Genomic DNA, 18,427 nt, shown 5'->3' on the forward strand with positions numbered 1-18,427 from the left:
CGCCGCGCGAACAGGGCTGACCAGCGGCTCAGGGCGATCAGTCCAGCGAAATATTCGCGTTCTTGATCACAGGCCCCCACTTGGCGCGCTCGGCTTCCAGGTATTTGCCATAGGCCTGGGGCGTGCCGCCCATGATCTGACCGCCGCTGCTTTCGATCATCTGGCGCAGAGACTTGTCGTTCTTGAGCGCCTCGTTGACGGCCTGATTGAGCCGGGTCACCACGGCGTCGGGCGTGCCGGCCGGCGCAATCATGCCCAGCCAGTTGTAGGACTCAAAGCCCTTGACCCCGGCTTCGTCCAGCGTGGGTACCTCGGGCAGCACGGACAGGCGGGTCTTGCTGGAAACGGCCAGGGCATTGATCTTCCTGGCCTTGATCGAAGGCAGTGCCGAGTATCCCATCTCGAACATCATGGCCAGATGGCCGCCCATGAGGTCGGACGCTGCCAGCGAGCCGCCCTTGTAGGGTACGTGGGTCAGCTGGGTCTGGGTCTGGTAGGCCAGCAGCTCGCCCGACAGATGGTGAGCCCCGCCCACGCCCGAGGATCCATAGGTCAGATCGCCGGGTTGGGCCTTGGCATGGGCCAGCAGTTGCTGGACGCTCTTGAAGGGCTGGTTGGGAGCGGTGGTCAGAAACAGGGGGGCCTGCTCGATGAGGATGATGGGCTTGAACGCCGTCCTGGCGTCATAAGGCATCTTCTTCATCAGCATGGGGTTGGTGACCAGGGGGCCGGGCGAGCCGAAGCCGAAGGTGTGGCCGTCGTTGGCCTTGGCGATGGCATCCGTGCCCGTCACGCCACCGGCACCGCCGCGGTTGTCGATGATCACAGGCTGGCCCAGCACCTTGCCCAGCGAGTCGGCAATCAGGCGTGCGCGGGTATCGGCATAGCCGCCTGCCGCATAGGGCACGATGAGCTTGACGGTGCGGGTGGGCCAGGCTTCGGACCCCTGGGCCAGCGCGGCAGAGGAGCCGCCCAGCAAGGCGGCTGCGCAGGCAGTGGCGCGCAGCAAGGCGTTTCTACGGGAAATCATGAATCAGCTCTCAGTACTGTTTTCGGTTTCAGCGCACATGGTCAATGCGCTGGCTGCTAGGTTATTCAATCTGCCTACTTTTCCTGCATATGCGCTGCCTTGACGATCTCGCCCAGGCGCCTGCGCTCGGCATCGGCAAACTTCACGAATTCCGCGCGTGTGCCGCCGACCGGCTCGATGCCCAGTCCCTTGAGCTTCTCGACGGTGGCAGGCTCCTTCATGGCCTTGTCCACGGCGGCTGCCAGCTTGTCCAGAATGGCGGGTGGCGTGCCCTTGGGTGCATGAATGCCGGCCCAGTGTGCGATCTGCAGATCGGCAAAGCCTTGCTCCACAGCAGTGGAGAGCTGGGGGTAGGCCGAGATGCGCTGTGTCCAGGTCGTGGCCAGAGGCTTGAACTTGCCCTCGTGAATGATGTGCGGCAGCGCGATGATGCTGGCTTCCGAGGTGCCTTCGACCTGGCCGCCCAGCACGGCCGTGGTGCTCTCCGAGCCGCTCTTGTAGGGCACGGGCTGCAGCCTGGCACCGTATTTCACATTCAGCATCTCGGCCACGAAGTGCGGCGTGCTGCCCGTGCCGGCGGTGGCAAAGTTGAAGCCTGCGCCCTTCTTCGAGGCTTCGACGAAGTCGCGCAGATTGTTGTAGGGCGCGTTCTTGGGCACCACGATCACCGAAGGTGCCAGACCGATCATCACCACGGGCTGCAGGGCATCATCCTTGAAAGGCATGGTCTTCTTGATCATGCTGTTGGAGATGACGCCGGCTGCGCTGACCAGCAGCGTATAGCCATCGGGCTGGGCCTTGGCCACGATATCGGCGCCCACGGTGCCGCCCGCGCCTGGACGGTTGTCGATCACCACGGGCTGACCGAGGATCTTGGAGGCGCCTTCGGCGGCCGATCGGGCCATCAAGTCATTGGCTCCGCCAGCCGAGAACGGCACCACGAGGCGAATGGGGCGCGCAGGCCAGTCGGCAGCCTGGGCCAGTCCTGCGGGGGCCATAACGGACAAAGCCAAGGCCTGTAGAACAAGATTGCGGCGGTTCAAAAACATCGGTATCTCCTGGATCCCCATTCATCGGGGTATGGCCTGTGAGCGCAAGCAGCGTGCCAGCAGGTCCAGGGGTAAACCCTTGGTGACTCAAGTGATTGAAATCATTGGGTTTCGGGGGGTGTTGCGCCACAGGTGGCAGGGCTTGTGTATTGAGTGGATTTCATTGATGAAATAATTTCTTTCATGAATGAAACATCACTGTTGCAGGGCTCTGGCGTCAAGCCTGTGCCGGCAGCCGGCCGGCAGCATCTTCCCCATATCGTGACCGTAGGCCGCTACCGTGTGGGGCGGGTGCTGGAGAGGCTGGCACAGCCCTGGTCGGGCGAGGCCAGGTTCTCGCATATCTCGGCCTCCTTCGACGATGCGGTGACCCAGGTGCAGGCGCTCAATCTGCGCCAGCCGATCGACGCCCTGGTCGGTGCAGGGGCCAGTGGTGCCTGGATTCGCGAGCGCGTGGACATGCCGCTGGCCATGGTCGAAGTGCGCGGCCTGGATCTGCTGCAGGCGCTGCGCCAGGCCAAGCTGCAGACCTCGGAGCAAGCCCCGCGCGTGGGCCTGGTCAACTTCGAGGTACCGTCGCCCGTGGTGGCCCAGTTCGACAGCCTGTTCGGCCTGGGTCTGGTGCAGTTCGCCTACCAGGGGCCGCATGATGCCCCGGCCTGCGTGCAAAAGCTCAAGGCTGCGGGCGTGGGGGCTGTGGTGGCGCCAGGTCTGGTGGCGGACCTGGCAGAGCAGGCGGGCATGGCCAGCGTGCTGCTGTATTCCGATATTTCGGTGCGTCAGGCGCTCAGCGACGCCATGCTGCTGGCCCGCCATCGACGCGCAGAGCGCGACCGGCATCAACTCCTGGAGACCGTGCTGCATCAGTTGCAGGACGGGGTGGCGGCCGTGGACGAGCGCGGCCGCATCTGTGCGCTGAACCCGCGCATGGCGTCCCTGCTCGGGGCTCCGCTGGAAGCCTTGCATGGCCGCCTGCTGGACGAGGTGGCCCCGGCTCTGGGGTTGGTCCAGGCATTGGCCGGTGAGGAGGGCGGCGAAGAGGTGGTGCAACTGGCCTTGCGTACCCTGGTGGTGAGGCGTGCGCCGATTGTGGAGAACGGGCGGGTGACCGGCGCCTTGCTGGTCTGCCGCGATCCCGCCGTCATCCAGCGCGCCGATCGAAGCCTGCGTGCCAGCCAGCGGCAAAGAGCCTCGGCCGTGCGCTGGCGCATCGATGACTATCTGGGCCGCAGCGCTGCGGCCCAGCGCGTGCGTCAGCTGGCCAGGCAGTACGCGAACAGCGATGCCACGGTGCTCATCCTCGGCGAAAGCGGGACCGGCAAGGAGTTGGTGGCGCAGGGCATCCACGGTGCGGGGCGGCGTGCGGAGCAGCCTTTTCTGGCCGTCAACTGCGCAGCGCTCAGCGAAAGCCTGCTGGAGAGCGAGCTATTCGGTTACGAAGAAGGGGCTTTCACCGGGGCCAGGCGCGGAGGCAAGACCGGGCTGATCGAGGCCGCACATACCGGGACCCTGTTTCTCGATGAAATTGGCGACATGCCGCTTGCGCTGCAGTCGCGGCTGCTGCGCGTGCTGCAGGAGCGCGAGGTGCTGCGCGTAGGGTCCACCACCCCCATTCCTGTGGATGTCCGCGTGATTGCCGCCACCCATGCGGATCTGGCGGATCTGGTGGATCGCGGTCATTTCCGGCGCGATCTCTATTACCGGTTGGCAGTGCTGCGCCTGGACACGCCTTCGCTGCGAATGCGTGGTGCCGACGACATTGCGGAACTGGGCCGCTCCATGCTGGCTCAGCGCCTGAGCGCTGCAAACCGGCTGCCCCGCACACTGCATGACAGGGAGGAGCATCAGCTCGATGCGTTGCTTGCCAGAGCTGCGGGGCATGACTGGCCCGGCAATGTGCGTGAGCTGGACAATTGGGTGGAGCGTCTGCTGGCCTGCAGCGACTATCTGGCCCCGGACCGGGGAGGCCTTCTGGACATGGCGCGCCTGCTTGAAGTCTTCCCGGAGTGCGCCGACGGGCTGGCCTTGGACGAGCCGGCTGCGGCCCGCAGAGTGCAGCTCAGAGACACGCGCAGACTGGCCGAGCAGAAGCGGCTGCGCGAGGTGCTGGAGTCGGTCAACGGCGATCAGCGGCAGGCCTGCGAGATTCTCGGCATCAGCCGGGCCACGCTGTGGCGCCGCATGAAGGCCTAGCCTCAGCGCTGCGCGGTCACGCGTGGTATTTCAGCCAATGGCTGGGTCGCGTGGCCTGAAATCTGGCATCCGGCGCAACAATCTCCTGCAAGCCTCGGGCCTTGAGGGTCTGGAGGACCGGAGGCGGCAAGGTCGGGGATTGACCACAGGGCAGGCCGGGGTTCATCGATGGGGATCGGGAGATAGACGGCTTATGTCCGATGTGAGCGAGCTGGAGAGCGAGAGCACGGTCTATAGAACCTTGCTGGAGTCCACCAGGGCCATTCCCTGGAAGATTGACTGGGCGACCATGAAGTTCGCCTATATCGGCCCGCAGATCGAGAGTCTGCTCGGCTGGAGTCGCGACAGCTGGGTCAGCGTCGAAGACTGGGCCATGCGCATGCACCCCGAGGACCGCGAATATGTGGTGAATTTCTGCGTGAGCCAGTCCCAGGCGGGCGTGGACCATGAGGCAGATTATCGCGCCCTGACCAAGGACAACGGCTACGTCTGGATTCGCGATGTGGTCCATGTCGTGCGCAATGCGCAAGGCGAGGCTGAAGCGTTGATCGGCTTCATGTTCGACATCAGCGAGCGCAAGAAGACCGAGGAAAGACTGCTGAGCCTGCAAAAGGAGCTGGAAGTGCTCTCCTTCAGGGACGGTCTGACCAGCATTGCCAACCGGCGCTGCTTCGATACCAGTTTCGGGCGGGAATGGGAGCGCGCGCGCAGCGAGGGCAAGCCGCTGTCCATGTTGCTGTTCGACGTTGACTTCTTCAAGCAGTACAACGATTTGTACGGCCATATCCAGGGCGACAAATGCCTGGTCGATATTGCCCAGACCCTGAGTCTGGCGCTGGACGGGCAGCGTGATCTGGTGGCGCGTTATGGGGGCGAGGAGTTCGTGGTGCTGCTGCCCGAAGCCGATGCCGAAACCGCGCAGAAAGTGGCCGAGCGCTGCCAGCGGCTGATCCAGAAGCAGTCCATCGTGCATGCGCTGTCGCCCCATGGCCGGAGGGTGACCGTGAGCATTGGCGCGGGCACGGTGTTGCCGGCAGAGCATATTCGACCTGCCGGCTTCATCGAGGCGGTGGACCGGCAGCTGTATGCGGCCAAGAACAAAGGCCGCCACCGGATAGAAAGCGTGACCTTGATCGACTGAGCCTTGCCGCTGCCTGCACGCCGCAGGCGGGCGGCAGGGCAACACCCGGTTCAGGCCTGCAGCACCTCGGCCGGCACCCGTACCCAGCCTTCCATCAGAATGCGGGCACTGCGGCTCATCAAGGCCTTGGTGACCTGCCATTGGCCATGCTCGCTCCTGGCTTCTGCCCCCACACGCAGGCTGCCGCTGGGATGGCCAAAGCGCACGGACTGGCGCTCGCCCCCGCCCGCCGCGAGGTTGACCAGCGTGCCCGGAATGGCGGCAGCCGTGCCGATGGCGACGGCTGCTGTGCCCATCATGGCGTGGTGCAGCTTGCCCATGGACAGCGCCCGCACCACGAGATCGATGTCCTCGGCGGCAATGGCTTTGCCGCTCGATGCGATATAGCTTTGCGCAGACGCCACAAAGCCGATCTTGGGCGTGTGCTGGCGTGTGGCGGCTTCACCCAGATCCTTGATCAGGCCCATCCTGAGTGCACCGTGGGCGCGGATGGCCTCGAACCTGGCCAGTGCGGGGCCGTCGCCGTTGATGGCCTCCTGCAGTTCGCAGCCGGTGTACCCCAGCTCTGCAGCATCGAGAAAGACGGTCGGAATGCCGGCGTTGATGAGGGTCGCGGAAAAGCGGCCGACGCCGGGCACATCCAGTTCGTCGCAAACATTGCCGGTGGGGAACATGGCGCCGCCATCCTCGCCTTCATCGGCAGGATCCAGGAACTCCAGGGCCACTTCGGCAGCGGCAAAGGTCACGCCGTCAAGTTCGAAGTCCCCGGTTTCCTGCACCTGGCCGTCGCGGATCTGCACATGGCTGATGATGGTCTTGCCGATGTTGGCTTGCCAGATGCGAATGGTGGCCACGCCGTCGTGCGGAATCCGGTCGGCGGCAATCAGACCCATGTGAATGGCGCAGGGGCCGACGGCAGCGCTCAGGTTGCCGCAGTTGCCGCTCCAGTCCACCAAAGGCTGATCGATGGAGACCTGGCCGAACAGATAGTCGACATCGTGATCGGCGCTGGCGCTCTGGCTGAGGATCACGCCTTTGCTGGTGGAGGATGAGGCATTGCCCATGCCGTCAATCTGTTTGCCATAGGGGTCTGGGCTGCCCAGTGTGCGCAGAAAGATGGCGTCCCGAACGGGGCCGGGCTGCCGGGCCGCTGGGGGCAGATCCTGCAGGTTGAAGAACACCCCTTTGCTGGTGCCTCCGCGCATATAGGTGGCGGGAATGCGGATTTGCGATGTGAAAGACATGGAATGGCTGACAAACAGGAGGGGGCAAAGCTCAAGCCAGGGCTTGCACCTTGACCCCGTGAAACAGGCCTGGCGGAGCGCAGCGCGAAGCAGCCTCTTGTCCGGACCCCAGGCGCTGATCCGGGCCGGATGCGGGCGATGAACTGCCGGGGCAGGTCACAACCCGCAGGCATGCCTGGCCCATAGCTGCTCGCTAGCGCACCAGTTCCGCCGCTGACGCGGGGGCGGCTGCGGTGCCTTGCTCCAGGAAGTCCAGGGCAAAGCGCTGCAGCACGCCGCCGGCCTCGTAAATCGAGACCTCTTCCGCGGTATCGAGACGGCACAGAACCGCTATCTCGATGCGGACACCCGTCGTGCGGTGGATCAGAAGTGTAAGCGTGGCCCGGGGTTGACGCCGGCCGATGACATCGAAGCTCTCGGTGCCATCCAGCGCCAGTGTATGGCGGCTTGTGCCGGACGGGAATTGCAGCGGCAGCACCCCCATGCCGATCAGATTGGTGCGGTGGATGCGTTCGAAGCCCTCGGCCACGATGGCTTCCACACCGGCCAGGCGCACGCCCTTGGCAGCCCAGTCACGGCTAGAGCCCTGACCGTAATCGTCTCCGGCAATGATGATCAGCGGCTGCTTGCGCTGCATATAGGTTTCGATGGCTTCCCACATGCGCATGACCCGGCCCTCGGGCTCGACACGGGCCAGAGAGCCCTGGCGCACCTTGCCCTGCTCGTCCAGCACCATTTCGTTGAAGAGCTTGGGGTTGGCAAAGGTGGCGCGCTGTGCGGTCAGGTGGTCGCCGCGGTGCGTGGCGTAGGAGTTGAAGTCCTCCTCCGGCAGGCCCATCTGGTGCAGATATTCGCCGGCAGCCGAGTCCATCAGGATGGCGTTGGACGGCGAGAGGTGATCGGTGGTGATGTTGTCGGGCAGTATGGCCAGAGGGCGCATGCCGCGCAGCGTGCGCTTGGCGGCCAGCGCGCCCTCCCAGTAGGGCGGGCGGCGGATGTAGGTGCTTTGCGGGCGCCAGTCATAGAGTGCATCGACCTTTTCGCCCTGGTCTGAGCGGATGGCAAACATGGGCTCGTAGACCGCGCGGAACTGCTCGGGTTGGACGGCAGCCGCATCCACGGCATCGATTTCCTCGTCGCTGGGCCAGATGTCCCTGAGACGGATCTCCCGGCCCTGGAAGATGCCCAGCACATCGTTCTCGATATCGAAGCGGATGGTACCCGCAATCGCATAGGCCACGACCAGGGGCGGCGAAGCCAGGAAAGCCTGTCTGGCGTGGGGGTGGATGCGGCCGTCGAAGTTGCGGTTGCCCGAGAGAACGGCCGTGGTGCAGAGGTCACGTTCCACGATTTCCTGCTGGATGGCGGGGTCGAGAGCGCCGCTCATGCCGTTGCAGGTGGTGCAGGCAAAGGCCACCACGCCGAAGCCCAGTGCCTGCAGGTCTTGCAGCAGGCCCGCCTGCTGCAGATAGAGCGGCACGGTCCTTGAGCCGGGGGCGAGAGAGGTCTTGACCCAGGGCTTGCGCACCAGGCCCAGATTGCGTGCGTTGCGCGCCAGCAGACCGGCTGCGATCACATTGCGCGGGTTGCTGGTATTGGTGCAACTGGTAATGGCGGCAATGATGACCGCTCCATCGGGCATCTGGCCCTCGGTCTGCGTCCATTCACCGGCAATGCCTTGGGCTGTCAGTTCGCGGGTTGCCAGATGGGCGTGCGGATGGGAGGGGCCAGCCATGCTGCGCACGACGGCGGACAGGTCAAAGCCCAGCGTACGTTCGTATTCGGCATGCTCCAGGCTGTCCGCCCACAGGCCGGCCTGTCTGGCATAGGTTTCCACCAGCTGCACCTGGGCGGGCTCGCGCCCCGTCAGGCGCAGATAGGCGATCGTCTGCTCGTCAATCGCGAACATGGCGGCCGTGGCACCATATTCCGGCGCCATGTTCGAGATGGTGGCGCGGTCGCCGATGGAGAGGCTGCGCGCGCCTTCGCCATGGAACTCCAGATAGCAGCCCACCACTTTCTGCCGGCGCAGGAATTGGGTCAGGGCCAGCACGATGTCGGTGGCGGTGATGCCGGGTTGCCGCCTGCCCGTGAGCTGCACGCCCACGATCTCGGGCAGGCGCATCCATGAGGCGCGGCCCAGCATCACGTTCTCGGCTTCCAGTCCGCCCACGCCCACGGCGATCACTCCCAGTGCATCGACATGTGGCGTGTGGCTGTCGGTGCCCACCAGAGTGTCCGGATAGGCTTCGCCATCGACAGCATGGATCACAGGGCTCAGGCGCTCCAGATTGATCTGATGCATGATCCCGTTGCCTGGCGGAATCACTTCCACATTCTTGAAGGCCTGCTGGCACCATGCGATGAAATGAAAGCGGTCCTCATTGCGCCGGTCTTCGATGGCGCGGTTTTTCTCTAAGGCCTGGGGATCGTGACCGCCGCACTCCACGGCCAGCGAATGGTCCACGATCAGTTGCACGGGCACTACGGGATTGACGGCGGCGGGGTCGCCGCCTTGCCTGGCAATCGCATCGCGCAGGCCGGCCAGATCCACGAGAGCAGTCTGGCCCAGGATGTCATGACAGACCACGCGGGCCGGAAACCAGGGGAAGTCGCGCTCGCGCTTGCGGTCGATGATCTGCACGAGGCATTCGTCCAGAATGGCCGGGTTGCAACGGCGCACCAGGTTTTCGGCATGGACGCGGCTGGTATAGGGCAGTGTGTTCCAGCTGCCGGGGCGTATGGCCTCGACTGCAGATCGGGCGTCGAAGTAATGCAGCGCCGTTCCGGGCAAGGGTTGACGGTAGGGATGGTGGGTCATGGTCTCGGGGGCCTCTCGGGGCATCAAGGGGGCGGGTCGGAGCTGAGGCGGCAGCACTGCGGGGACTAGGGCTTCACTGGAGCAATGCCGGCTGTCCCCGACGCGGACATGAAAGCCTGGCTGGCCCGTTGCGAGCCCAGCGCCAGCTGCAGCCGCGCCAGGGACACGCGCAACAATTGTTCGCCCAGTTGCGTGCAGGCGGCAGGCGTCTGCCGTTGCTGCACCAGATGCCCGACCAGCAAGCGGCTTAGCAGGCAGGCCTCTGCCAGCTGGGCGGCACTGAGGCGGGTGACGCTCAACCCGCGCCGGGGCAGGGCCGTGAGCAGGCCTTCATGGCATAGCAGCTTCATGGCCTCGCGCACGGGAGTGCGGCTCACGCCGAACTCCCTCGCCAGTGCGCCGTCGTTGAGGTCCGAGCCGGGCGGCAAACGGTGGCTCAGAATGCGCTCGCGCAGCTTGTCGGCGATGGCAATGCACAAGGAATGGACTTGAATGGGCTGGGCAGGCATGGTGCGCAAAGGCTTACTCGCGGGCTTCGATGGGAACGAACTGGAGGTCGTCCGGGCCCACATAGTTGGCGCTGGGGCGGATGATCCTGTTGTCCTGTCGCTGTTCGATGATGTGGGCTGCCCAGCCGCTGGTGCGCGCAATCACGAAGAGCGGCGTGAACATGGCAGTGGGCACGCCCATCATGTGGTAGCTGACGGCACTGAACCAGTCGAGGTTGGGGAACATGGCTTTCACCTCCCACATCACCGACTCCAGGCGCGCGGCAATGTCGTACAGCTTGGTGCTTCCGGCTTCCTCCGACAGTTTTCTGGCGACGCGCTTGATGACGGCATTGCGGGGGTCGCTCACGGTGTAGACCGGGTGGCCAAAGCCCGTCACGACCTCCCTGGCATCCACGCGGCGGCGAATGTCGGCCTCGGCTTCGGCCGGGCTGTCATAGCGCTTCTGGATCTCGAATGCCGCCTCGTTGGCGCCGCCATGCTTGGGGCCGCGAAGTGCGCCAACCGCAGCGGTAATGGCCGAATACATATCGCTGCCCGTGCCGGCCACCACGCGGGCCGTGAAGGTGGATGCGTTGAATTCATGTTCGGCATACAGATTGAGCGAAGTATGCATGGCATGCACCCAGCTTTGGGAGGGGGGGGCGCCATGGAGCAGATGCAGAAAGTGCCCACCGATGGAGTCCTCGCTGGTTTCGACTTCGATGCGGCGGCCCGCGTTGCTGAAGTGATACCAGTACAGCAGCATGGAGCCCAGGCTGGCCATCAGGCGGTCGGCAATATCGCGTGCGCCCGCAAGGCTGTGGTCGTCCTTTTCCGGCAGCGCGCAGCCCAGGGCCGAGACACCGGTGCGCATCACGTCCATGGGGTGGCTGGCGGCGGGCAGTTGCTCCAGCGCCGTCTTCACGCTGCCGGGCAGGCTGCGCAGAGCCTTGAGCCTGGCTTTGTAGGCCTTGAGTTCGGCCTGCGTGGGCAGCTTGCCGTGGACCAGCAGATGGGCGATCTCTTCAAACTCGCAGACCTCGGCAATGTCCAGGATGTCGTAGCCCCGGTAGTGCAGGTCGTTGCCGGTCCTGCCCACGGTGCAAAGCGCGGTATTGCCTGCCGTGATGCCAGACAGGGCAACCGATTTCTTGGCTGTGAAACCGGCCGAGGTGCTTGTCGGAATCTGCTGGCTGGCACGGCTTGCGGTGGCCGATGCCGTGGTTGCGGTGTGCATGGGTGTCTCCTTGAAGTGGTGGTTTCGGACGCTGCATGGTCTGCGATACTTCGCAATCTACGCATTTGTTTTGTTGGCGTACATAGCTGAATTGGCGAACATATGTGAAGAAAAATCCATATGTTTGCGAATTTTGCGAATTTCCAGGGCGACATTTAAGGAGCAAGCCAATGGCCAAGACCTTCATGGGCGTACGCCTGCGCAGCCTGCGCGCCGAACGTGGGCTGACGCAGGCTGCGCTTGCACAGGCACTGGAGTTGTCACCCAGTTACCTGAACCAGATCGAGCAGGATCAGCGTCCGCTCACGGTGTCCGTGCTGCTCAGGATTCACAAGGTTCTGGGCGTCGATATCCAGCAGTTCTCAGAGGATGAGGAAGCTCGCCTGCTGGCGCAGCTGCGCGATGCGGTGGCAGCCATGCCTCTGACCGCAGGTGCGGTGCCGCTGCCCGAGCTGCGCGAGGTTGCGGCCAGGCTGCCACAGATTGCACAGACACTGCTGGCCATGCACCGGCGCCACCTGGCCGATGCCCAGCGGCTGGAAGCCTTGAGCGCCCATCTGGGTGACAGCCGTGCCGGTCAGGATGCAGGTGGCGCCGTCAAGGGCAAGCAGGCATTGAGCGGCTTGCTGACCGAGCCCTCGCGCCAGATGCCGTTCGAGACCGTACGGGACTTCTTTTTTGCCCACCGCAATTATTTCGATGGGCTCGATCGGGCGGCCGAATCACTGGCTCGGCAGGCCGCGGAGCAAGGTGCTCATCTGCAGGACTGGCTGCAAGACCGGCTGCTGGCGCGGCATGGGGTACAGGTCCTGCGCGCCCCTGCGCGAAGCGCCGAGACGGCCGGCAGCCATAGGCGCTACGATGCGGCCACACGCACCCTGCATGTGGCAGCGCAGCTCAGTCCCATGCAGCAGGCATTCCAGCTGGCCACGCAGCTGGCGCTGCTGGAGTTTGATGTGCTGATCGCCACGGAGCTGCGCGGCGCGCCCTGGCAGGACGAGGCCACGCGGCGGCTGGCGCGGCTGGGACTGGCCAACTATGTGGCAGGGGCGTTCCTGCTGCCATATGGCGAGTTCCTGCATGCTGCCGAGGGCCTGCGCTACGATATCGACCTGCTGGCCAGGCGTTTCGGCGTGGGCTTCGAGACCGTCTGCCATCGCCTCTCCACCCTGCAGCGCGCCGATGCACCGGGGGTGCCGTTCTTCCTGATTCGTGTGGACCGGGCAGGCAATATCAGCAAGCGCCAGTCGGCCACGCATTTCCACTTCTCCAAGACCGGCGGCACCTGCCCGTTGTGGGGCGTGTACGAGGCCTTTGCCCAGCCGGGACGCATCGTGCCCCAGCTCGCCAGCATGCCCGACGGGCGGATCTACCTGTGGGTGGCCCGCACCATCAGCCATGGGGGCCCGGGGTGGGGAGCGCCGGGCAAGACCTTTTCCATCGGCCTGGGCTGTGACTTGCAGCATGCAGCACGGCTGGTGTATTCCCAAGGCATGGATTTGCGCAATACCGCCGCTGCGACTCCCATCGGCATGGGCTGCAAGGTCTGTGAGCGCGGCGCTTGCCCGCAACGCGCCTTTCCCTATGTGGCTGCCCCTCTCAAGGTCAATGAAAACGAGAGCGGTTTCGTGCCCTATGGCGGTTAGAGGCATGCCTGCGAAGCCTGGCCGAGGCCGCTGCGGCGAGATGGATGGAGCCCGCTGATCCAACGCCACAGAAACTCGGTGGAGCGCCATGCCGTCTGGCGCTGAAGCTGTTGATGCAGTCGCGATGCGCGCCAATTTGCTTAGTCTTGTTGGACGATGGGCGCAGGCAGATTTCTTTTTACGCTGTCTTCACGTTTTGATTGCACATCAACCAGGAGACAACAATGCGTTTAGCAGGAAAAGTGGCCGTGGTCACGGGAGCAGGCCAGGGCATGGGGCGTGCGATTGCACAGCGCTTTGCCGATGAGGGGGCGACCGTGGTGGCCGTGGACCTGAACGGTGAAGCTGCCAGACAGACTTTGGAAGGCAAGGATGGCCAGCACCTGGCCCGTTCCGTCAACGTGGCTGACAGCGCAGCGGTCGACACGCTGTTTGTCGAGATCCGCGAAAGGCTGGGCGCTGTCGACGTGCTGGTGAACAATGCCGGCGTGGGTTCGGTAGACCAGTTTGCCGATATTCCCGACGCAACCTGGGAGCGCGTGATCGGCGTGAACCTGAACGGCGCGTTCTACTGCGCCCGTGCGGCGGTCAGGCACATGCAGCAAGGCAAGGGCGGAGCCATCGTCAACATCTCCAGCACCTCGGCAGTCAGCGGTGACGGTCCCGCGCATTACTGTGCTTCCAAGGCGGCTCTGATGGGGTTGACCCGTGGCATGGCCAAGGAGCTGGCCTCCAGGAAGATCCGTGTGAACACCCTGGTTCCTGGCCCCACCAACACGCCCATGATGCAGGGCATTCCCCAGGAATGGGCCGACACCATCATTGCCGGCGTGCCCATGGGCCGAATGGCCGAGCCGGAAGACATCGCCAAGGTGGCGGTGTTTCTGGCCAGCGACGACAGCGGCTTTGTCACGGGGCAGAACCTGGCGGTCAACGGCGGCAGCGCCTTCTTGTAAGGAGAGACAGGCATGAGCAAGCGTCTGCAGGGCAAGATTGCATTTGTGTCGGGTGGCGGCTCCGGTATCGGTGCGGCGACGGCCGAGCGTTTCGCGCAGGAGGGGGCGACGGTGGTGATCTGCGGTCGCCGCAAGGAGCCTCTCGATGAGGTCGTGGCCAGGATCCTGGCGGGTGGCGGCAGGGCCGAGGCCATCGTGGCCGACGTAGGCAACGAAGCCCAGTTTGTCGGGGCGCTGGAACAGACGGCCCAAAAGCATGGCAGCCTGGACATTCTGGTCAACAACGCCATGGCCTATACCTGGGGCGGTATCGACGGCATGACCACGGCGGACTGGCATGCCAACTTCACCACGTCGGTGGACGGCACGTTCTGGGGCACCCGCACGGCACTGAAGCTGATGGGCGCCAAGGGCGGCTCCATCGTCAATATCAGCTCCATCTGCGGCACGCTGGGCACGCCTTACATGTCGGGCTACTCGGCGGCCAAGGCCGCCATCATCAACTTCTCGCGTGCTGCGGCCGCCGAAGGCGCGCCCTCAGGCATCCGTGTGAACGTGGTGATTCCCGCCGTGGTGGAAACCCCCTCCACGGCCGGCATGCTGGCCGACGATGCCTCACGCAAGAACACCGAAAAGCTCATTCCCATGGGGCGTGTGGGCCAGTCCGGCGAGCTGGCCAATGCCGTGCTGTTCCTGGCCAGCGACGAAGCCAGCTATGTGACGGGGGCCGCCCTGCCCGTGGATGGCGGTCGTTCCGCCGTACTGGTGACTGCGCTGTGAGAAAGAGTCTGAAGAGATGACTGAATCCGTGAATCAGTGGCCGCAAACGCTTGAAGAGCGCATCGACAGGCTGGAGTCGCTGGATGCGATCCGGCAGCTGGCCGGCAAGTACTCCCTGTCGCTGGACATGCGTGACATGGATGCCCATGTGAACCTGTTTGCTCCCGATATCAGGGTGGGCAAGGACAAAGTGGGCCGCGCGCATTTCATGGCCTGGCAGGACAGCACGCTGCGGGACCAGTTCACCGGGACCTCGCACCACCTGGGTCAGCACATCATCGAGTTCGTGGACCGGGATCACGCCACCGGCGTGGTCTATTCCAAGAACGAGCATGAGTGCGGTGCCGAGTGGGTGATCATGCAGATGCTGTACTGGGACGACTATGAGCGCATCGACGGTCAGTGGTACTTCCGCCGCCGTCTGCCCTGCTACTGGTATGCCACGGATCTGAACAAGCCGCCGATTGGCGACATGAAGATGCGCTGGCCTGGCCGGGAGCCCTACCATGGCGCTTTCCATGATCTGTTTCCCAGCTGGAGGGAGTTCTGGGCCCGGCGTCCCGACAAGGATGCACTGCCTCAGGTGGCGCCACCCGCGCCACTGGAGCAATTCCTCACAACCATGCGCCGTGGCACACCGGCACCGCGCATGCGCGTGCGCTAAGGAGCCGGCATGAGTCAAACGCTTTTCACGCCCGTCCATCTGGGCAGGATTGCTCTTCGCAATCGCGTGGTCATGGCTCCCATGACCCGCAACCGGGCCGATGCCGACGGCACGCCCACGGACATCATGGCCGAGCATTACGGGCAGCGCGGTGATGCCGGCCTGATCGTGGCCGAAGGGGCCTGGCCCGAGGTCACGGGTCAGGCCTACTGCCGCCAGCCCGGCATCGAGACGGCCGGTCATGTGCGCGCCTGGCGCCGTGTGACGGATGCCGTACATGCCCGAGGCGGCTCCATCGTGCTGCAGATCATGCATTCCGGGCGCATCGGCAGCCGCCATATCAAACCTGCTGGCGTGCCCACGGTGTCGGCATCTGCCATTCAGGCGCAGGGCAAGATCTGGACCGATGCTGCAGGCATGCAGGATTTCGACCCGCCCCAGGCATTGACCACCGAAGAAGTGCGGAAGACGATCGCCGGGCATGCCGCCGCTGCCAGACGCGCGATGGATGCCGGCTTTGACGGTGTCGAGTTGCACGGCACCAGCGGCTATCTGAGTCTGCAGTTCCTGCACTCCAGTACCAATCGGCGCACCGACGAGTATGGTGGCAACGCCCGCAGCCGCTCGCGTTTTGCCGTGGAGTGCCTGGGCGCCATGGGGGAGGCCATCGGCATTGACCGTGTGGGGCTGCGCCTGAACCCCGGCAACACATTCAATGACACGGCCGACGAAAACTCGGCGGAAACGCATGCCGAGCTGATGCGGCAGGCCGCCACGCTGGGTATTGCCTATCTGCATGTGATGCGTGCGGTCTTCGATCCTTCCATTGATGCCTTCAGGCTGGCACGAGAGAACTTTGGCGAGAACCTGATTCTCAACGACGGATTTGATGCGCAAAGCGCCGAAGCAGCGCTTCAGGCCGGCGAGGGCCGGGCGGTGTCGTTTGCGCGGCATTTCATTGCCAACCCGGATCTCGTGAAGCGCTTGCGCCTGGGTCTGCCTCTGTCGAAGTTTGACCGCAACACGCTCTACACCCCCGGTGCTCGGGGCTACAACGACTATGCATCCTCGGATGAGGTGCAGGCCGTCTGATCGGTCCCAAACGGAGTTCATCGTGTTGGCCGCATTCCCTCGGGGATGCGGCTTTTTTTGCGGGTTTTCACGGCTGTCGCCAGAGTGTCGGAGCCGCCCGTGCCAAAGGCGTGAGCTCCTCTAGTCCGTTCTGTTCAATCTATTGCAGGTCATGGAGTGAATGCTATGAAATTTGGGTGAGTCAGCCGCGAATCGTTAGTCTCAATGGACGATGTTTGCCAAGACTGTCCTCTCCAGAATCCTCTGCATCACGACAGGATTTGGGTTGGAGGCCCCGACATCATGATGGAAATACGTGGACTTGCGTACGTTGTCGCCGAGAGCTCTGATTTGGATCGCTGGGTCCGCTACGCACGTGATGTGCTTGGCATGATGCCCAGCATCACGGCCGACGGCGATCTGCTGATCAAGATGGACGAGCGCCAGTTTCGCTTCCAGGTGCAGCCCGGCAGCAACGACAGGTACAGCGCCTCGGGCTGGGAAGTGGCGGGCAAGGATGCGTTCGAGCAGGCGCTCAAGGCGCTGGCGGCCGCCGACGTGCGCTATGAGATGGGCAGCCCCGAGCTATGCGCCAAACGCCATGTGCAGCAGCTGGTTGTGGTGACCGATCCGTCCGGCAACCGGCACGAGATCGTCTGGGGCTTCAAGTCCGACTTCGGCCATTTCGCGTCGCCGCAGGGGGTGGCGCGCTTCGTCACCGGTGACTATGGCCTCGGACATACCGTGCTGCCTGCTCCCGACTTCGACAGGACCGTGGCCTTTGTGCGCGATGTGCTGGGCTTTGGTCTTTCGGACATCTACAACTTCAAGCCTGCAGGCGATGCCGGTCCCACGGTCCGCATCCATTTCTTCCACTGCGCCAACGGCCGTCACCACAGCCTGGCACTGGCCGAGTTCCCTTCCGCGTCAGGCTGCGTTCACGTGATGGTGGAAGTGGACAACATGCCTGACGTGGGCCGCGCCATGGACCGCATGCAAAAGAGCCAGGTCAAGCTCTCCGCCACCCTGGGCCAGCACACCAACGACAAGATGATCTCGTTCTACATGAAGACGCCCTCCAACTTCGACTTGGAGTTCGGCTATGGCGGCGCCATCATCGACTGGGATCACCACATCACGCATGAGTTCACGACCGTAAGCCTCTGGGGGCACGACTTCAGCGTGGGCCGCCCCGAAAACAACTGATAGGAGGCTTGGAGACATGGCCAATAAATTGATGACAGCGAAGGACGTTGTGGCATCCATCAAGGATGGCATGACGATTGGTATCGGTGGCTGGGGTCCCAGGCGCAAGCCCATGGCCCTGGTGCGCGAGCTGTTGCGCAGCCCCGTCAAGGATCTGACCGTGGTGGCCTATGGCGGCGCCGATGTGGGCATGCTGTGCGCGGCCGGCAAGGTCAGCAAGCTGATCTTCGCCTTCGTGTCGCTGGACTTCATTCCGCTGGAGCCCTATTTCCGCAAGGCGCGCCAGAGCGGCGAGATCGAAGTCATGGAAATTGACGAGGGTCATATGGTGCTGGGCCTGAAGGCGGCCGGCATGCGCATTCCCTATATCCCGACCCGGGTCGGCCTGGGTACCGATGTGCTCAAGCACAACCGCTCCATCCGCCTGATCGAGTCGCCTTACGACGGCAAGGAATGGGTGGCGATGCCCGCCATCGATCTCGATGTGGCCCTGCTGCATGTGGATCGCGCGGACTCCCGCGGCGTCTGCCAGATTGCCGGCCCCGACATCTATATGGACGACCTGTTTGCGCGCGCCGCGACCAACACCTTTGTGAGCTGCGACGAACTGGTCGAGAGCAGCAGCTTCGAGTCGGAGCAAGCCGCGCGACTGGTGTTCTGGGAGCGTTCCGAAACCACGGGCGTGGTGCACCTGCCAGGTGGTGCCCACCCATCGTCCTGCGCGCCCCTGTATGGCTTCGATGTCAAGCACTTCAAGGAATACGTGGCCAGCAGCAAGGAAGAGGGCGGCTGGGACAGCTACCAGCAGAAATACGTGCAGTGCACGGAGCAGGAATATCTGGAAAAAGTGGGTGGCATGGACGCGATCAAGCGCCTGCCCCTGCCTGTGTTCTGAGGA

15 protein-coding genes are annotated in these 18,427 nt (G+C 64.1%); 9 read left to right on the top strand and 6 right to left on the bottom strand.

Going from position 1 to position 18,427, the window contains the following annotated elements; translation table 11 throughout:
• Positions 1-37: 37 nt before the first annotated feature.
• Both E2583_RS01940 and E2583_RS01945 read right to left on the bottom strand, forming a co-directional pair.
• Positions 38-1,030: a tripartite tricarboxylate transporter substrate binding protein gene (locus E2583_RS01940; protein ID WP_291592683.1), complete on the bottom strand. Its 993-nt coding sequence runs from the start codon at positions 1,028-1,030 to the stop codon at positions 38-40.
• Between the two features lie 74 nt (positions 1,031-1,104).
• Positions 1,105-2,079 (bottom strand): tripartite tricarboxylate transporter substrate binding protein, encoded by a 975-nt coding sequence (locus tag E2583_RS01945; protein ID WP_291592684.1) that lies wholly within the window; start codon positions 2,077-2,079, stop codon positions 1,105-1,107.
• A 183-nt stretch (positions 2,080-2,262) separates the two neighbouring features.
• Between E2583_RS01945 and prpR the strand changes: the two genes are divergently transcribed.
• Positions 2,263-4,272: a propionate catabolism operon regulatory protein PrpR gene (gene prpR / locus E2583_RS01950; protein ID WP_291592686.1), complete on the top strand. Its 2,010-nt coding sequence runs from the start codon at positions 2,263-2,265 to the stop codon at positions 4,270-4,272.
• Positions 4,273-4,465: 193 nt separating this feature from the next.
• On the top strand, positions 4,466-5,413 hold the full coding sequence (locus E2583_RS01955) for a sensor domain-containing diguanylate cyclase (protein ID WP_291592688.1): 948 nt from the start codon (positions 4,466-4,468) through the stop codon (positions 5,411-5,413).
• A gap of 50 nt (positions 5,414-5,463) precedes the next feature.
• Here E2583_RS01955 and prpF read toward each other — a convergent pair whose 3' ends face one another.
• The 4 genes from prpF to prpC all read right to left on the bottom strand — a co-directional run bounded on the left by prpF (position 5,464) and on the right by prpC (position 11,206).
• On the bottom strand, positions 5,464-6,657 hold the full coding sequence (prpF, locus tag E2583_RS01960) for a 2-methylaconitate cis-trans isomerase PrpF (RefSeq protein ID WP_291592690.1): 1,194 nt from the start codon (positions 6,655-6,657) through the stop codon (positions 5,464-5,466).
• A 193-nt stretch (positions 6,658-6,850) separates the two neighbouring features.
• Positions 6,851-9,478, bottom strand: coding sequence for a Fe/S-dependent 2-methylisocitrate dehydratase AcnD (gene acnD, locus E2583_RS01965; protein WP_291592692.1), 2,628 nt, complete (start codon positions 9,476-9,478; stop codon positions 6,851-6,853).
• Positions 9,479-9,543: 65 nt separating this feature from the next.
• Positions 9,544-9,987 carry a GntR family transcriptional regulator gene (locus tag E2583_RS01970; RefSeq protein ID WP_291592694.1) on the bottom strand — a complete coding sequence of 148 codons (444 nt, stop codon included), beginning with the start codon at positions 9,985-9,987 and terminating at the stop codon, positions 9,544-9,546.
• Positions 9,988-10,000: 13 nt separating this feature from the next.
• Positions 10,001-11,206 carry a 2-methylcitrate synthase gene (prpC, locus tag E2583_RS01975; protein WP_291592695.1) on the bottom strand — a complete coding sequence of 402 codons (1,206 nt, stop codon included), beginning with the start codon at positions 11,204-11,206 and terminating at the stop codon, positions 10,001-10,003.
• A 170-nt stretch (positions 11,207-11,376) separates the two neighbouring features.
• On the opposite strand from prpC, the gene E2583_RS01980 reads away from it, so the two are divergent.
• The 7 genes from E2583_RS01980 to E2583_RS02010 all read left to right on the top strand — a co-directional run bounded on the left by E2583_RS01980 (position 11,377) and on the right by E2583_RS02010 (position 18,424).
• Complete coding sequence (locus E2583_RS01980; protein ID WP_291592697.1) at positions 11,377-12,852, top strand: short-chain fatty acyl-CoA regulator family protein; 1,476 nt, start codon at positions 11,377-11,379, stop codon at positions 12,850-12,852.
• A gap of 224 nt (positions 12,853-13,076) precedes the next feature.
• Positions 13,077-13,808: an SDR family NAD(P)-dependent oxidoreductase gene (locus E2583_RS01985; protein WP_291592699.1), complete on the top strand. Its 732-nt coding sequence runs from the start codon at positions 13,077-13,079 to the stop codon at positions 13,806-13,808.
• A gap of 12 nt (positions 13,809-13,820) precedes the next feature.
• Entirely contained in the window at positions 13,821-14,588 is a 768-nt protein-coding gene (locus E2583_RS01990; protein ID WP_291592701.1) for an SDR family NAD(P)-dependent oxidoreductase, read from the top strand.
• Positions 14,589-14,604: 16 nt separating this feature from the next.
• A complete protein-coding gene (locus tag E2583_RS01995) occupies positions 14,605-15,252 on the top strand; it encodes a nuclear transport factor 2 family protein (RefSeq protein ID WP_291592703.1) in 648 nt (215 codons plus the stop codon).
• A gap of 9 nt (positions 15,253-15,261) precedes the next feature.
• A complete protein-coding gene (locus E2583_RS02000; protein ID WP_291592705.1) occupies positions 15,262-16,344 on the top strand; it encodes an alkene reductase in 1,083 nt (360 codons plus the stop codon).
• A gap of 282 nt (positions 16,345-16,626) precedes the next feature.
• Positions 16,627-17,529, top strand: coding sequence for a VOC family protein (locus tag E2583_RS02005; RefSeq protein WP_325801716.1), 903 nt, complete (start codon positions 16,627-16,629; stop codon positions 17,527-17,529).
• Positions 17,530-17,545: 16 nt separating this feature from the next.
• Complete coding sequence (locus E2583_RS02010) at positions 17,546-18,424, top strand: CoA transferase subunit A (protein ID WP_291592709.1); 879 nt, start codon at positions 17,546-17,548, stop codon at positions 18,422-18,424.
• The last annotated feature ends 3 nt before the right edge of the window (positions 18,425-18,427 follow it).

Source organism: Comamonas sp. (assembly GCF_009360615.1).
Classification (GTDB): domain Bacteria; phylum Pseudomonadota; class Gammaproteobacteria; order Burkholderiales; family Burkholderiaceae_C; genus Comamonas.

Excerpts from the sequence above, each read along its gene's own strand:
- E2583_RS01940 (WP_291592683.1), bottom strand. The coding sequence starts at position 1,030 with ATGATTTCCCGTAGAAACGCCTTGCTGCGCGCCACTGCCTGCGCAGCC.
- E2583_RS01945 (WP_291592684.1), bottom strand. The coding sequence starts at position 2,079 with ATGTTTTTGAACCGCCGCAATCTTGTTCTACAGGCCTTGGCTTTGTCC.
- prpR (WP_291592686.1), top strand. The coding sequence starts at position 2,263 with ATGAATGAAACATCACTGTTGCAGGGCTCTGGCGTCAAGCCTGTGCCG.
- E2583_RS01955 (WP_291592688.1), top strand. The coding sequence starts at position 4,466 with ATGTCCGATGTGAGCGAGCTGGAGAGCGAGAGCACGGTCTATAGAACC.
- prpF (WP_291592690.1), bottom strand. The coding sequence starts at position 6,657 with ATGTCTTTCACATCGCAAATCCGCATTCCCGCCACCTATATGCGCGGA.
- acnD (WP_291592692.1), bottom strand. The coding sequence starts at position 9,478 with ATGACCCACCATCCCTACCGTCAACCCTTGCCCGGAACGGCGCTGCAT.
- E2583_RS01970 (WP_291592694.1), bottom strand. The coding sequence starts at position 9,987 with ATGCCTGCCCAGCCCATTCAAGTCCATTCCTTGTGCATTGCCATCGCC.
- prpC (WP_291592695.1), bottom strand. The coding sequence starts at position 11,206 with ATGCACACCGCAACCACGGCATCGGCCACCGCAAGCCGTGCCAGCCAG.
- E2583_RS01980 (WP_291592697.1), top strand. The coding sequence starts at position 11,377 with ATGGCCAAGACCTTCATGGGCGTACGCCTGCGCAGCCTGCGCGCCGAA.
- E2583_RS01985 (WP_291592699.1), top strand. The coding sequence starts at position 13,077 with ATGCGTTTAGCAGGAAAAGTGGCCGTGGTCACGGGAGCAGGCCAGGGC.
- E2583_RS01990 (WP_291592701.1), top strand. The coding sequence starts at position 13,821 with ATGAGCAAGCGTCTGCAGGGCAAGATTGCATTTGTGTCGGGTGGCGGC.
- E2583_RS01995 (WP_291592703.1), top strand. The coding sequence starts at position 14,605 with ATGACTGAATCCGTGAATCAGTGGCCGCAAACGCTTGAAGAGCGCATC.
- E2583_RS02000 (WP_291592705.1), top strand. The coding sequence starts at position 15,262 with ATGAGTCAAACGCTTTTCACGCCCGTCCATCTGGGCAGGATTGCTCTT.
- E2583_RS02005 (WP_325801716.1), top strand. The coding sequence starts at position 16,627 with ATGATGGAAATACGTGGACTTGCGTACGTTGTCGCCGAGAGCTCTGAT.
- E2583_RS02010 (WP_291592709.1), top strand. The coding sequence starts at position 17,546 with ATGGCCAATAAATTGATGACAGCGAAGGACGTTGTGGCATCCATCAAG.